Raw genomic sequence first — 13,733 nt, 5'->3', positions numbered from 1 at the left:
CCTATTTTGTTTGGAGAATTCGAATGGCAAAGGTCAACGAAGCGCTCGGTATGATCGAGACCAAAGGCTTTATCGCCTTGGTCGAAGCGACCGACGCGATGATGAAGGCGGCGAACGTGAAGTTCCTAGGTTGGGACAAAGTTGGTAGCGGGCTGGTTTCTGCTTTTGTGAGTGGCGACGTCGCTGCCGTCAAAGCAGCCACCGATGCGGGCGCGGCTGCGGCTGGTCGCGTTGGTCAAGTCATGAGTGTGCAAGTCATTGCACGACCACACGATGATTTGAACAAAGTGCTGAAGGTCAATGCGGCCTCCAGCTCCGCTGAATAATGTCTGCCGAATCGAAGAGCTTGCGGAGCCGCAAGCGAACATCGAATTCCAAACAAACTTCGAAACAACTTACAAGCTCGAGTGATAGCAACATGCAAAATGCAATTGGATTGATTGAAACCAAAGGTCTGCTGGCTTTGATTGAAGCCACCGATGCCATGGCCAAAGCGGCCAGCGTCGATATTGTGAAGCGAGTCGATATCGGCGGCGCCTATGTGACGACGGTTGTCAGTGGCGACGTTGGCAGCGTCCGCGCGGCAGTAGAAGCTGGCGCAGCAGCGGCCGCCCAAGTGGGCGAATTGGTCGCTAGCCACATTATTCCACGACCTGCTGAAGGTCTCGTGACTGCATTCTTCAAGTAAGCCTGGTAAACGGAGTGTCTGGAAAGCCATGAAGGTTCTCGTATCCAACTTAGGTTCGACAAGTTTCAAGTACCGACTGTACGACATGACCGATGAGCGGCAGCTCGCTCGCGGTGGTGTAGAACGTATCGGTGCACCCGAGAGTCGTTGCTTTGTCGAGATCGGCTCGCATCGAGCCGAGATGATGCAGAGCGTACCCAACCACGGGGTTGCCGTGGATGCGTGCATTGCTCAGTTAACCGACCCGCAGAATGGCTGCATCCGAGATGCCAGCGAAATCAGCGCGATCGGTTTCAAAGCGGTACACGGCGGTCGAATCTCGGGGGTGTTCCGCATCGACGATGCGGTTTTGTCGGCGATGGACGAGATGAATTCGGTGGCTCCTGCCCACAATCCTCCGTACATGGCTGCAATGAAGCAGTTGGCTTCGATGTCGAAGATCCCTTTGGTCGCCGCGTTCGAAACCGACTTCCATCAAACGATCCCGGAAGCTTGGAAACGCTACGCCATTCCGACCGATTTGGCGGCCGCCCTTCCCATCCGGAAGTGGGGGTTCCATGGTGCATCGCATCGTTTCATAGCAGGTCGGGCTTCGGAACTCTTGGGCCGTAAGGACGCGAGAATCGTCTCGTGCCATTTGGGAGGTAGCTCGTCCCTCTGTGCTATTCAAGCCGGAAAGAGTGTTGCTACCACGATGGGGATGAGTCCGCAATCTGGATTGCCACAGAACAATCGAGTCGGCGATTTGGACCCGTTCGCACTCCCGCTCATGATGGAACATACGGGGCTTAGCTTGGACCAATTGCTCCACAAGCTGGCGACCCAAGCCGGGTTGCTCGGGCTCTCCGGCGGACTGTCGGGGGACGTGAGAGATTTGGAGCAAGCCGCGGAGGGTGGCAACGCCGATGCCCGTCTAGCTCTCGATGTCTATGTAGCGGACATCCGGCGGCAGTTGGGTGGGATGATGATGGCCATGAGCGGAGTCGATGCGATTGTCTTCACCGGTGGAATCGGCGAGAACGGCAAGCGAATTCGGCACAGTATCTGCGAAGGATTGGACGATTTCGGTATTCGCCTCAGCGAAGAAAAAAATCAAACAGGTGCACCCGAGAGACGGATTGACGATGGAGCAGGCAAGGTCCAGCTATGGATCATTCCGACCAACGAGGAAATTGTCGTTGCCCGTCAAACGGTCGCGGCGATTCAAAAGTAACTTTCACCAGCACAAGCTGAGAATCAACTATGTTCGTCGCTAAAGTGACAGGCTCAGTTGTTTCCACTCAAAAGGTGGACACGATGGTAGGCCAAAAATTGCTCGTCGTCGAACCGTATCGATTGGAACCCAGCGCTCGTAACGAACTGGTGACGACCGGACGGACTTTCATCGCCGTCGACACGCTGGGAGCAGGAGTCGGCGATATGGTGTTGATCACGCAGGGAAGCAGTGCGAGATTCACACCAGAGACAAACAAGCTTCCGATTGATTGTGTGATCATCGGAATTGTGGACACCGTTCATATCGAAAAAAATAACGTTTACAAACGTCAATAAACCATGCAAGTTTCAGAGACCCTTATTCGTACGGTGGTTGAGCAAGTGATCAACCAAGTGCGGCAGTCCTCCGCGGCTGCTGCCACCTCGAGCGCCCCGGCTGCGAGCCAATCGTCGGCTTATGGTCGCTATGGACTGTTCTTGGAAGTCGACGACGCCGTTCGCGCGGCGCGGGCGGCTTTCGAGGAATTGCGCAATCGCCCCATCGAACACCGTCGCCGGATCATCGAACACATCCGACGGATCTCCATCGAAAATGCGGTGGAACTCGGCACGATGGAAATGAACGAGACCAAGATCGGCCGGTTAGAGCATAAGATCGCAAAGCTTCAGACGTTGGGGGAGAAGACCCCGGGTGTGGAGTTCCTCAAAACCGAATGCTACAGCGGTGATCACGGTCTGGCGGTCATCGAACATGCTCCGTTCGGCGTTATTGGTGCGATCACTCCGGTCACTCACTCCCTGCCTACGATCACCGGAAACGCCGTCAGTATGATCGCTTCCGGGAATGCCGTCGTTGTGAATCCACACCCGAGCGGAAAGAAGGTTGCCGCCGAGGGAGTACGTCGATTCAATCAAGCCATCCACGCTGATTTGGGGATTGATAATCTTATCTCCTTGATCTGCGAACCCACTCTCGAAACCGCGCAGCAGCTGTTCAAGCACCGAAGTGTAGCGTTGATCTGTGTCACGGGCGGTCCTGCCGTCGCAAGGGCAGCGCTCAATAGCGGCAAGCGAGCGGTCGTCGCTGGCCCGGGCAACCCGCCTGTGGTCGTGGATGAGACTGCGGACCTCGATCGCGCGGCACGCTGCATCATCGATGGAGCTTCCTTTGACAACAACCTCCTTTGCATCGCGGAGAAGCAAGTCTTCGTGGTGGCCTCCGTATTCGACGCCATGATGTCCGCCATGGAGCGGGCAGGAGCCGTTCGACTCAATGCACCGGAAGTCGAGCGTCTGACCCATGCCGCGTTGTCCAAGGTCGGAGAAGGGAGCGATGTCCACTTCGCTCCCAAGAAAGAACTGCTCGGTCAAGACGCTCACAAGTTGGCGGCGGCGGCTGGCAAGACGATCGATCCCAGCGTGCTGGTAGTCTTTGGAGAAACGACGAAGGATCATCCGTTTGTACAGACCGAACAGATGATGCCGTTTCTGCCATTCGTTCGCTGCCGAGATTTCGACGAAGCCGTCGCACTCGCCCAAGAGTCCGAACATGGCTACCGGCACACCAGCATTATCCATTCTCGCAATGTGTCGAACATGACCAAGATGGCGAGAGCTATGGACACGACCTTGTTCGTCAAAAACGGACCCTGCATGGCAGCTCTCGGGCTTGGTGGCGAAGGGTACCTGTCGTTCTCGATTGCCGGGCCAACCGGTGAAGGGGTAACGACGCCGTTGACGTTCACGCGCGAACGTCGTTGCTCATTGATCGACGATTTGTTCATCCTCGGCAACCCCAAGTAGGAACATCGCGATGCAGGCAGCCCGCGTCCTCGGCAATGCAACTTCGACCGTGAAGCATCGGACGCTTGAGAATCTCAAGCTTCTGATTTGTCAGCCCCTGACGGCGGATGGCAAATCTCCGGATGGTGCCCCCTTGGTGGCGGTCGATCGGTTCGGTGCCGGGGCGGGAGAACTGGTCATGCTCACCAGCGATGGGAGCGCCGTCAAGGAAATGTTTTCTGTGGAGAACAGTCCCATTCGTTGGGCCGTTCTCGGACTACTCGACGAATAGTGCACGCTTCGCAGCCACTGCCTTCAACCCATTTTCAGATTCCAGACCAACACCGTGAAACCCACTGCGACCGAAGTCGAAAAGCTTGTTCGCCAAGCCCTCCAGGCTTGGACCGGAAGCGTCGCGTCTTCGTCGGTTTCTGCGATTCCTGTCGCGAGCGTCGCTGCGATCCCAGCCGCTAGCCCCTCCGCAGACGCTCGTGAGTTGGTGCTCATGGATTCGGTGATCAGCACGGAGTGTTTGCGTGGTCGTACGGGAGGGATCGCATCGCTTCGGGTTCCTCCACGCTCGATTCTGACTCCAGCCGTGAAGGATCTTTGCCGCGAGAAAGGGATCGCCATCGTTCGCGATAGCGGTGCCGACCAGTCGGCGACGCACCAAGCTATTCCGGTGCCTTTGTCCTCGCAGGAATCGTCTCCTTCGCCGGGTTCGCGCCCGCAGCGATTGGTGATGGCAGGTACATCCCCATGGATGTCTGCCATCGAGAAACAACTTTGTCCAAAGCAAGCCAAGGTATTGGCAAGATCCACCGATGATGCCGCGGCCCTGCGATCGATCCAGGAATCGTTGGGTCATGGTCATCAAGCAGGCATTCTATGGGTCGAGTCGGCGTATGCGACCGGATGGCAAGCGGCTCGCATCGAATCGCTACGCCCAGCGGTGGTTACCCAGTGGAGCGATGTAACACGGGCCCTTCGCGAGGTCCCGCTCAATTTGCTCGTGTTGCCGATACACGGTTGGTCGATCCCCGCCGTGTGCAATGCGGCGAGGACTGTTTTCGAACATTTGAAACGGACCAATTAGAGAGGCCCTACCAATGCAACTTTATTTAGTCGAAGGAACGGTGACGCTCAGTCGTGCTCATCCGAGTTTCAAAGGTGCTTCGTTGAAGGCGACCGTTCCCTATGGTGATACCTTGTTAGGCCGAGCCGTCAAAGATCCCGATCTGGTCGTCGTCTGGGACGACCTCGGTGCAAGCGAAGGTTCGATCATCGCAGTGAGCGACGGCGCGGAGGCGGCGCAGGCGTTCAAGCCAGCTCAAAAGCCCGTCGACGCTTACAACGCTGCGATTCTCGACGAAATCCGAATCCAATCTTAATCCCGTCTACTTCATCCAAACCTCATTCATCCCCTGTCACCACTACAAAGCAACATGGTCAACGCACATAAGATCAAGCAGGATATCTGTGAAATCGGTCGCCGTTTGTACAACAAAGGGTTCGCCGCCGCCAACGATGGAAACATCACGGTTCGCATTAGCGACAACGAAATCTTGTGCACCCCGACCATGCACAGCAAGGGGTTTCTGAAGCCCGAAGATATCTCGTCGATCGACATGACCGGGAAGCAAATCTCGGGAATCAAGAAGCGATCAAGCGAAGCTCTCCTGCATTTGGAAATTTACAAACAACGTCCCGATATCAAGAGTGTGGTCCATTGCCATCCACCCCATGCGACCGCGTTTGCAGTCGCCCGTGAACCGATCCCTCAGTGCGTTCTGCCCGAGGTCGAGGTCTTCATCGGAGACGTGCCGATCACCAAGTACGAGACCCCGGGGGGACAAGCGTTCGCCGACACGATTTTGCCGTTCGTTTCCAAGACCAACATTATCATCTTGGCCAATCACGGAACAGTAAGTTACGGCGTGGATGTCGAGCAAGCCTATTGGTGGACCGAGATCCTCGATGCGTATTGCCGGATCCTGATGTTGGCCAAACAGCTGGGGAACGTTTCGTACTTTACCTACAAAGAGGAAAAAGAACTGCTGGACCTCAAGCAGAAGTGGGGATGGCAAGATCCCCGCAATACACCGGAATACCAGAACTGCGATGTGTGTGCCAACGATATTTTCCGCGACTCATGGAAAGAGTCTGGTGTAGACCGCCGTGCATTCCCATCGCCTCCTCCGATGGCACCTGCCGCGAACGTCGCGCAAGCGGTTACGCAAGCCGTTTCGTCAGCAGCTCCTGTCCTCCGCGCTGCCGCCGCAAACTCCGGTGCAGCGGAAGGTTCGGAATTGGCCGGCCTCGACCAAGAGCAATTGGTCAAGCTCATCACGGCACAGGTCCTGAAGCAACTCAACGGTTAATCGCTGCGGGGACGATTCTGGGCACGGGGCCCAGGCGAGCCTATTCGGCCGCGTTCCCTTTTACCCAATAATCCTTCGTTCGTTTCGAAATCAAATACTATGAAAATCAGCATTATCGGCGGTGGCGGCTTGGTCGGGTCTTGCGCTGCGTATGCGTTGCAGTGCGGTGGCGTCGTCCGCGAAATTTGCTTGATCGACGTCAATGCGAATTTGGCAGCGGGGCACGCTCTGGATTTGATGCACGGGACCCCGAGCGTCGCCGATCAACTATGCACCTCGGGCGGGTACGAGCAGATTCCTGATTCCGACATCATTTGCATAACCGCTGGCTTGCGACGGAAACCGGAGGAATCCCGCCTCGATTTGATCAATCGCAACACCGATTTGTTCGTAGGGATTCTGGATGAGATCAAGAAAGTAGGAATGAAGAAGTCGGCGATTGTGTTGGTTGTCTCCAATCCCGTCGACATTTTGACCTTCGTCGCGGCCAAGCGATTGGGGCTCCCGGCAACGCAAGTCATCGGATTGGGAACGCAACTCGATACGATTCGATTCTGCTCATTGATCGCGGACGCGTTGGGCACGGCACCGACGCAGACCAAGGCATTGATTTTGGGCGAGCATGGTGACAGCATGATTCCTGTTTGGTCGAGCGCGACAGTCGGTTCATTGCCGTTGGAAAAGTATCCAGGATGGAACAGTGTGCTCGCAGACAAAATCTTCACCCGGACGAAAGGATCTGGAGCGGAGTGCCTTTCGAAGAAAGGTGGGGCTGGTTTCGCGGTTGGGATTGCGATACGAGATGTCGTCGATGCTATTGCACTCGACCAGAACCGCATTCTTCCCGTCTCCACCGTGCAAGACGGGGCTTGCTACGGAATCGATCAGGTTGCGATTTCGGTCCCCACCGTCGTCGGTCGAACCGGTGCTTTGCAGCGGATTGAGTTGGATCTTTGGCCTAAGGAGTTGCAGGGGCTTAAAGCGAGTGCCGCGGCCATCAAGCCAACCTTGGATACCGTCCTCAAGCGAATCGGTTAATGCGATTCCCCAATCCTTGAAAAGGAAAGGGGACTAGGGCGTGAAACGGGGACCTTTCGTTTCTCTCCCGCGAGCGCGGCAAACCGACCGCGTTCGGAGGGAAAATTGCTGGCTGTATTTGTTTTTTTAATGACGCGTAAGTCCTCTCTGATTCTGGACTTACGGATTTGGGTGGGGCAGCTGGTGGGTTGGCTGGCAGGGATCGGCATTTTGCCCCTTGCCTAACCACTGCGAGCTTGTTTATTGTGGAGTGTATTGCAGCGATGGATTGCTGGCGTTAGCCTGCTTTGCTGCAAACCACCATCTAGCGGTCTATATGTCCGAACCATCCAGCAAGGCGACGGAAACGAGAAATCGGTTTCGATCTGCGAGCCCTGCCATCCTGCCATCCCTTCTGATGTGCGACTTCTCCAATTTGGAGCGGGAAGTTCGGCAATTGGAAGAGGCCGGGATCGCCGTGTTGCATTTGGACGTGATGGACGGTCACTTTGTACCGAATCTTACGTACGGCATGCCGATCGTCGAAGCCCTTCGCCGGGTGACCGACTTGGCGCTCGATGTTCACTTGATGATTTCTGATCCGAGCCAGTACGCCCATGCTTTTATTGAGGCAGGGGCGGACGCGATCACATTTCACATCGAGGCGGAGTCGAACCCTGAGGGATTGCTAAGGTCGATCCAGTCACACGGAGTTCTCGCAGGGCTAGCGATCAATCCGCAGACTGGCTGGGAGACTGTAACGCCATTCGTGGAATTCTGTGACCTGTTTCTGGTCATGAGTGTCCAAGCGGGATTTGGCGGGCAAGCGTTCAATCCGATTGCGTTGGAGCGGCTCTCGCAGTTGCACGACCAGTACGGCGATCGTTTGTTGTTGGAAGTTGATGGTGGTGTCAATGAAAAAACAATCGGTTCCTGCGTTGCTGCTGGGGCCGATTTGCTAGTGGTGGGGTCTGCGTTGTTCAAGCAGCCGGACTACTGCCAAGCGATCACTCGATTGCAAGCGGCGTACTCCCCATGAGCGGCCGCATTTCGTTCCTCTCTGGATTGATTGTATGTGTAATGTTGTAGTGGTACGCCCTGGGGCCACTGTGTTCGATGAACAAGAACGAATCAAGGGAAGTCTGGATATTCCTCTCTCGTCGCATGGGTTGGAGCAAATCCAACGTGTCGCGACGGAACTGGAGCGATTGCCTATTGCTCACGTCTATTGCGGTCCTTGTGAATCCGCGCAGGAGACTGCCAAGGAGATCGCGGACCACTCCAAAGCGAAGTGGAAGGTCTGTGATTGCTTTGCCAATTTGGACCATGGACTTTGGGAGGGAAAGCGGATCGACGAAGTGAAGCGTCAGCAGCCGAAGTTGTTCCGCCAGGTTCAAGACAATCCTCGAGCGTTCTGTCCACCGGGCGGGGAAACGATTGACGAGGCGGAGGCTCGCGTTTCAAAATTGCTAAGCAAGCTATGCAAAAAGCACGCAAATGAGACAATTGCGGTCGTCGTTTCCGAGCCGCTCGCTACGTTGGTAGCGAACAAATTGATGGAAACCGACATCGACGATATGTGGGAGTCGGAGTGCGATAACGGGAGTTGGGAATTGATCGACGCAGATACGCATCAGTGTGTCGATTCCGATTCTCAGGTTTCTGGATCGCTAACCGATGGGCAGCAGTCAGCGATGGGCGATTCGAACGCCCTCGCAGGATCATCCTCGCACACCAGTTATATTCGGCCTGAATACGCGACATGAGCACTTTAGAGAACGAATCCAAGCAAGCGAGCCGACGTGGCGTACCTGAAGGTCTTTGGATCAAGTGCGCCGGGTGCAACGAGACGATCTACCGCAAAGAGGTAGAACGGAATTTGAATGTTTGCCCCAAGTGCAACTATCACATGTACGTTTCGGCTTGGGATCGCATCTCGCAATTGCTCGACGAGAATACCTTCGAGATCTGTGATGAGAGTGTATTGCCGACAGATCCCCTCTCCTTCTCGGACAAAAAAACCTACGCGCAACGACTTGTCGATGAGCAAACCCGCACGGGGTTGACCGATGCAGCTGTTTGCGGGACTGGGATGATTCGCGCCCGCCGGGTTGCGATTGCTATCACCGATTCGGCCTTCATTATGGGGAGCATGGGATCGGTGGTGGGGGAGCGTTTGACTCGGCTGATTGAGCGTGCCACCGAACTGAAGCTTCCTTTGATCATCGTGAGCGGGTCTGGCGGTGGAGCCCGGATGCACGAAGGGATTCTGTCCCTGATGCAGATGGCCAAAGTATCCGCGGCGCTCGCGAAGTACCATGCGAATGGCGGGCTATATATTAGTGTCCTCACCAACCCCACGATGGGTGGCGTCGCCGCCAGCTTTGCCAGCCTCGGTGATTTGATCTTTGCAGAACCCAAAGCCCTGATCGGGTTTGCGGGCCCCAGGACGATCAAAGCGACGATTCGAATCGAATTGCCGGAAGGGTTCCAGACGAGCGAGTTTCTGTTGGAGCATGGCTATGTCGACCGAATTGTAGAGCGCAAACGTCTCAAGACCGAGATCGCGACCGCCATCGACTACTGCGGGAAACTGTAGTTTTTTTGGCCTTGGCCTCCTGCCTCCGGATCTGTCGTTCTCACCACATCCTTCGTGATAATTCCTAGCCAAGTGTTCTTTCTTTTTGATGCTTGGTCGCCCACACAACGCAGTCGCGAAGGGTTACCCCATGTGGCTTGCCATATAGCAAGCTCGTGCACCGACGTTGGGGTCAGTCCAGCAGCAAGCCTCGTTCGTAGAACCGACGCAGTATTTGTTTGGTGGCTTGTTTCTTTGGGTAAAGCACACATCCGCGTCCCCGTGGGCTCCACGGAGCAAGTTCGGCGAAGTGACGTTGAATCATGGCGAAAAGATTGTGTTGATACAGCACGCTCTCTCTCGCCGTACGCATTGCGTCGAAGCGACGCTCCGCCAAATTGTTCCTGATCGCATCGCGAATGCGGTGGATCGACTCCTCGGGCCGATACATATCGATGCGAAGAAACGATTCGGTCGGAAACAAGTCGTTCACGTGTCGGCTTCCGGAGTAGATGGGGAATGCCCAGCCGAGATAGCTATCCACCAGTTTCTCGGAGACATAGTAATCGGAGTGGTCATTTTCGAGAACGATATGGTACTCGTAGGGATAAATCGCCTCGGATTTGTCCTGCATCGACCGGATGCCTCGTCCAAACACATGGAGATCCTGGCCCATTGCATCTTGGAGCATCTGAACGAAACGCAATCGTTCTCGGTGATCCGGTGTGGTCGTTTTGTTGCTGGCAATGACGCTGATTCGGTAGGGTTTCGCGGGTGGCGGAAGCTGTGCAAGTTCGTCAAAACGCAGGATATCGCCGTGGGTGTCCCCTGGCCAAAGCCCGTAGTACCACGGCTGCCCCTCATGTCCCAGCGATTTTTTGGGATGGGATATCGATGTGTGGCTCGTGCGAATCGCACCAAACTGATGCGTGTAACGAGGGCGATAGGTCCGCAGGGAAGGGGGTTCGCCCGTCACTAGCAAGCAATGCGATCTGGGGCATGGAAGCCGAAGAGTTCCAGGCAGATCGTCGTAGACCACGCACCCAAAGAGATGGGGGTGCGTGGGATCCAGTGTAAATTCGAAGCGATTCCAGTCGATTGGAGAACTTGGAATCTGACGCAGAAAATCGTAGCCGACGTAGGTGGATGAGAACAGAAGGACGGGACGCGTCATCAATCCACCTTCCAATGGCAAGTTATCGCGAAGGGGGTAGGTTTAGGCCAACGCGGGATGCGCCGCTTCGAATGCGCTGATCATGCTCTCATTTTCCAACGTCAAGCTGATATCGTCCAGACCGTGCAGCAAGCAATGGCGTCGGAATGGCTCGATCTGGAACGTTGCTTCAAATCCGTTTCCATCGTTCACCGTGCAGTTTTCCAGGTCGACGGTAAGCGTGTATTGCGGATTCGCCGCGTGCCTTTGGAACAAGGCTTCGACTTGTTCTTCGCTCAGTTGAATCGGGAGGGTACCGTTCTTAAAGCAGTTGTTGTAAAAGATATCCGCGAACGAAGGAGCGATGACGCATCGGATGCCGTAATCGTCGATGGCCCAGACCGCGTGCTCTCGCGACGAACCGCTGCCGAAGTTGCGTCGTGCGACCAGGATGGACGCAGAAGCATTACGGGGGAGATTCAATTCGAAGTTGGCATTTGGTGAGCCATCTTCGTGGAATCTCCAGTCGAAGAAGAGGAATTGGCCGAAGCCGCTTCGTTCGATCCGTTTGAGAAACTGCTTGGGAATGATTTGATCGGTGTCGACGTTCGCGCGATCCATTGCGGCGACCACACCGGTGTGTTTGGTAAATGGTTTCATGGGGGAGTTCGGTTTAACAGGTTGGTTGGAATCGGAAATTCGCGGCGACTAAGAGCGTAAGGTTAGGACTTGTAAGTCCAGTCGCGAATGTCGGTGAATTTACCCGAGATGGCAGCGGCAGCGGCCATGGCGGGGGAGACTAAGTGGGTTCTTCCGCCCTTGCCTTGCCGACCTTCGAAGTTTCGGTTGGATGTTGATGCGCATCGCTCGCCTGGTTCCAAGCGATCGGGGTTCATGGCCAAACACATGCTGCATCCCGCTTCGCGCCAGTCAAAACCGGCTTCTTTGAAGACTCGGTCGAGACCCTCCGCTTCCGCTTGCCGTTTGACTTGCCCGCTGCCAGGAACGACCATCGCGTAGACTTTGTCGCTCACGCGGTAACCTTTGACGACATGGGCTGCAGCGCGCAAATCCTCGATACGAGCGTTGGTGCAGGAGCCGATGAAGACACGATCGATTGTGACGTCGGTCAAAGGCATACCGGCTTTCAAGCCCATGTAGTCCAATGCATTGGCTGCGGATTTGCGCTCGGTATCGTCTGCAAACGCTGCCGGATTCGGAACCTTCGAATTGATCGAGGTGACTTGTCCTGGGTTGGTTCCCCACGTGACTTGTGGTTCGATATCGGACCCTTGGTAGATATCCACACGATCGTAAACGGCGCCCGGATCGCTCGGCAGTTGCTTCCAAAGTTCGACCGCGGCGTCGAATTGTTTCGGGGCATAGGGGCGTCCCTTCAAGTAGTCGAAGGTGGTTTGATCGGGAGCGATCATACCTGCACGAGCACCCGCCTCGATCGACATATTGCATACCGTCATGCGTTCTTCCATCGAGAGGCGGCGAATGACTTCACCGGTGTACTCGAGTACATAACCTGTCCCGCCGGAGGTGGTCAGTTTTCCGATGAGGTAAAGAATCAAATCCTTCGCGGTGACTCCGGGGGCTAGGGAACCATCGACTCGGAGTTCGTAGGTTTTGGGCAATGTTTGGAGGAGGGTCTGGGTCGCGAGCACATGTTCGACTTCGCTGGTACCGATCCCAAATGCCAGCGCGCCGAAAGCCCCGTGAGTCGCCGTGTGCGAATCACCGCAGACAATGGTCATACCGGGTTGTGTGTAGCCCTGTTCCGGCCCGATGATGTGCACGATTCCTTGATCGTGGTCGTTCAAGTCGTAGAGTCGGATCCCGAATTCTCGGCAGTTATTTCGCAGCGTGTCGACCTGTTGACGCGCGATGGGGTCGGCGATCGGAAGGGAGCGATTGCTCGTGGGAACATTGTGATCGGGCGTCGCGACTGTCCGCTCGGGGCGTCGGACTTTTCGCCCGGCCAGCCGAAGTCCTTCGAACGCTTGGGCGCTCGTGACTTCGTGGACAAGGTGCAGATCGATGTAGAGGATCGCTTGCTTACCCGGTTCGGCGTGGACGACATGATTGTCCCAGATTTTCTGGAACATGGTACGAGGAGGCTTGCTGGACATTTTTCTGCGAAGGGTGGGAGAGTGAAACCGAAATGGGCATCCCGAAGCGGTTCCGCGTGGGACGATCCGAGGCCGAGTGCGACGCGACCTCTCCTCCTAGAGAGGCAATCTTCTCTGGGGTGTTCGCGCCCGCTGCCGGCGGATATTCTAAACGGCTATCCATTTTCTACTAACGCACCCTTTTCGAATAGGCGAAACGATGTCGAACGGCGATTCTTTGCGAGAACGCGGATCAGCCCTGGAAAACCAGTTCTTTAGCTCGCTGGATGCAAAACTATTAGAGGAACTGAAGGCTGACGTGGAAGCGGAATTAGCGATCAACCACTTGGCCCGAATCTCCGGCATCCAAGACCAAAATGTACTGGGAGCCCTCACGAAACTCGGGGTTTCTCCAGCGACTTTTGCAGCCCTTCGGGTGTTCCCCCTCGTCGCCGTCGCTTGGGCGGACGGACGTTTGGAAAAGGCAGAACGGGAATTGATCGAAGAAAATGTGAGCAAGCACGCCATCGAAGAAGGAAGCGCCGCGATGCAACTCCTCGATCAGTGGCTGGCGAAGAAGCCCGGTTCGGAACTCTTGGGCGTCTGGGAAAGCTACGCCAAGAGTTTGGTCTCCTCGCTCGATCAGGAAGAGGCCGATCTACTCAAAGCGACCTTGGTCGAGGAGATTCAACAAGTCGCCAGCGCCAGCGGCGGACTGCTGGGGTGGGCCTCCATTTCCAAGGGTGAGCACGAGGTCATGAACCGAATCGTCGCTGCCCTCACCAAGTAGTAGAAAGCCTAG

The 13,733-nt window shown here is 55.7% G+C and carries 17 protein-coding genes; 14 read left to right on the top strand and 3 right to left on the bottom strand.

The genetic code is table 11. From position 1 onward, the window contains the following. Window positions 1-23: 23 nt before the first annotated feature. The 13 genes from VN12_RS07085 (at window position 24) to accD (ending at window position 9,682) form a co-directional block, all read left to right on the top strand. Complete coding sequence (locus VN12_RS07085; protein WP_146676167.1) at window positions 24-326, top strand: BMC domain-containing protein; 303 nt, start codon at window positions 24-26, stop codon at window positions 324-326. A gap of 92 nt (window positions 327-418) precedes the next feature. Next, window positions 419-688, top strand: coding sequence for a BMC domain-containing protein (locus VN12_RS07080; protein WP_146676166.1), 270 nt, complete (start codon window positions 419-421; stop codon window positions 686-688). A gap of 28 nt (window positions 689-716) precedes the next feature. After that, the gene (locus VN12_RS07075; protein ID WP_146676165.1) at window positions 717-1,901 is read left to right on the top strand and encodes an acetate/propionate family kinase; all 1,185 of its coding nucleotides are present in this window, start codon (window positions 717-719) and stop codon (window positions 1,899-1,901) included. 29 nt (window positions 1,902-1,930) lie between these two features. Further along, window positions 1,931-2,239, top strand: coding sequence for a EutN/CcmL family microcompartment protein (locus tag VN12_RS07070; protein WP_146676164.1), 309 nt, complete (start codon window positions 1,931-1,933; stop codon window positions 2,237-2,239). 3 nt (window positions 2,240-2,242) lie between these two features. After that, the gene (locus VN12_RS07065) at window positions 2,243-3,706 is read left to right on the top strand and encodes an aldehyde dehydrogenase family protein (RefSeq protein ID WP_146676163.1); all 1,464 of its coding nucleotides are present in this window, start codon (window positions 2,243-2,245) and stop codon (window positions 3,704-3,706) included. A gap of 10 nt (window positions 3,707-3,716) precedes the next feature. Continuing rightward, window positions 3,717-3,977 carry a EutN/CcmL family microcompartment protein gene (locus VN12_RS07060; protein WP_146676162.1) on the top strand — a complete coding sequence of 87 codons (261 nt, stop codon included), beginning with the start codon at window positions 3,717-3,719 and terminating at the stop codon, window positions 3,975-3,977. A gap of 54 nt (window positions 3,978-4,031) precedes the next feature. Next, window positions 4,032-4,781: a hypothetical protein gene (locus tag VN12_RS07055; RefSeq protein ID WP_146676161.1), complete on the top strand. Its 750-nt coding sequence runs from the start codon at window positions 4,032-4,034 to the stop codon at window positions 4,779-4,781. 13 nt (window positions 4,782-4,794) lie between these two features. After that, window positions 4,795-5,076: a EutN/CcmL family microcompartment protein gene (locus VN12_RS07050; RefSeq protein WP_146676160.1), complete on the top strand. Its 282-nt coding sequence runs from the start codon at window positions 4,795-4,797 to the stop codon at window positions 5,074-5,076. A gap of 54 nt (window positions 5,077-5,130) precedes the next feature. Next, the gene (locus tag VN12_RS07045) at window positions 5,131-6,066 is read left to right on the top strand and encodes a class II aldolase/adducin family protein (RefSeq protein WP_146676159.1); all 936 of its coding nucleotides are present in this window, start codon (window positions 5,131-5,133) and stop codon (window positions 6,064-6,066) included. Between the two features lie 99 nt (window positions 6,067-6,165). Further along, window positions 6,166-7,104, top strand: coding sequence for a lactate/malate dehydrogenase family protein (locus tag VN12_RS07040; RefSeq protein ID WP_146676158.1), 939 nt, complete (start codon window positions 6,166-6,168; stop codon window positions 7,102-7,104). Window positions 7,105-7,321: 217 nt separating this feature from the next. After that, a complete protein-coding gene (gene rpe / locus VN12_RS07035) occupies window positions 7,322-8,122 on the top strand; it encodes a ribulose-phosphate 3-epimerase (RefSeq protein ID WP_240491349.1) in 801 nt (266 codons plus the stop codon). Window positions 8,123-8,156: 34 nt separating this feature from the next. Continuing rightward, window positions 8,157-8,849 (top strand): histidine phosphatase family protein, encoded by a 693-nt coding sequence (locus VN12_RS07030; protein ID WP_146676157.1) that lies wholly within the window; start codon window positions 8,157-8,159, stop codon window positions 8,847-8,849. Beyond that, window positions 8,846-9,682, top strand: a complete 837-nt coding sequence (gene accD / locus VN12_RS07025) for an acetyl-CoA carboxylase, carboxyltransferase subunit beta (protein ID WP_146676156.1) — start codon at window positions 8,846-8,848, stop codon at window positions 9,680-9,682. Before VN12_RS07030 ends, accD begins: the two co-directional genes overlap by 4 nt. 172 nt (window positions 9,683-9,854) lie before the next feature. Here the strand turns inward: accD and VN12_RS07020 are convergent, their stop codons facing one another. From VN12_RS07020 to leuC, 3 genes are all read right to left on the bottom strand, one after another. Then, complete coding sequence (locus tag VN12_RS07020) at window positions 9,855-10,835, bottom strand: glycosyltransferase family 10 domain-containing protein (protein ID WP_146676155.1); 981 nt, start codon at window positions 10,833-10,835, stop codon at window positions 9,855-9,857. Window positions 10,836-10,877: 42 nt separating this feature from the next. Continuing rightward, a complete protein-coding gene (leuD, locus tag VN12_RS07015; RefSeq protein WP_146676154.1) occupies window positions 10,878-11,474 on the bottom strand; it encodes a 3-isopropylmalate dehydratase small subunit in 597 nt (198 codons plus the stop codon). A gap of 62 nt (window positions 11,475-11,536) precedes the next feature. Next, window positions 11,537-12,952: a 3-isopropylmalate dehydratase large subunit gene (gene leuC / locus VN12_RS07010; protein WP_146676153.1), complete on the bottom strand. Its 1,416-nt coding sequence runs from the start codon at window positions 12,950-12,952 to the stop codon at window positions 11,537-11,539. Window positions 12,953-13,151: 199 nt separating this feature from the next. Between leuC and VN12_RS07005 the strand changes: the two genes are divergently transcribed. Then, window positions 13,152-13,721, top strand: a complete 570-nt coding sequence (locus tag VN12_RS07005; protein WP_146676152.1) for a hypothetical protein — start codon at window positions 13,152-13,154, stop codon at window positions 13,719-13,721. Window positions 13,722-13,733 lie beyond the last annotated feature (12 nt).

Origin of the sequence: Pirellula sp. SH-Sr6A (assembly GCF_001610875.1) — a bacterium.
Classification (GTDB): domain Bacteria; phylum Planctomycetota; class Planctomycetia; order Pirellulales; family Pirellulaceae; genus JBKCUI01.
Note: the sequence above shows the minus strand (reverse complement) of the source record. Positions and strands in the feature narration are given on the sequence as shown.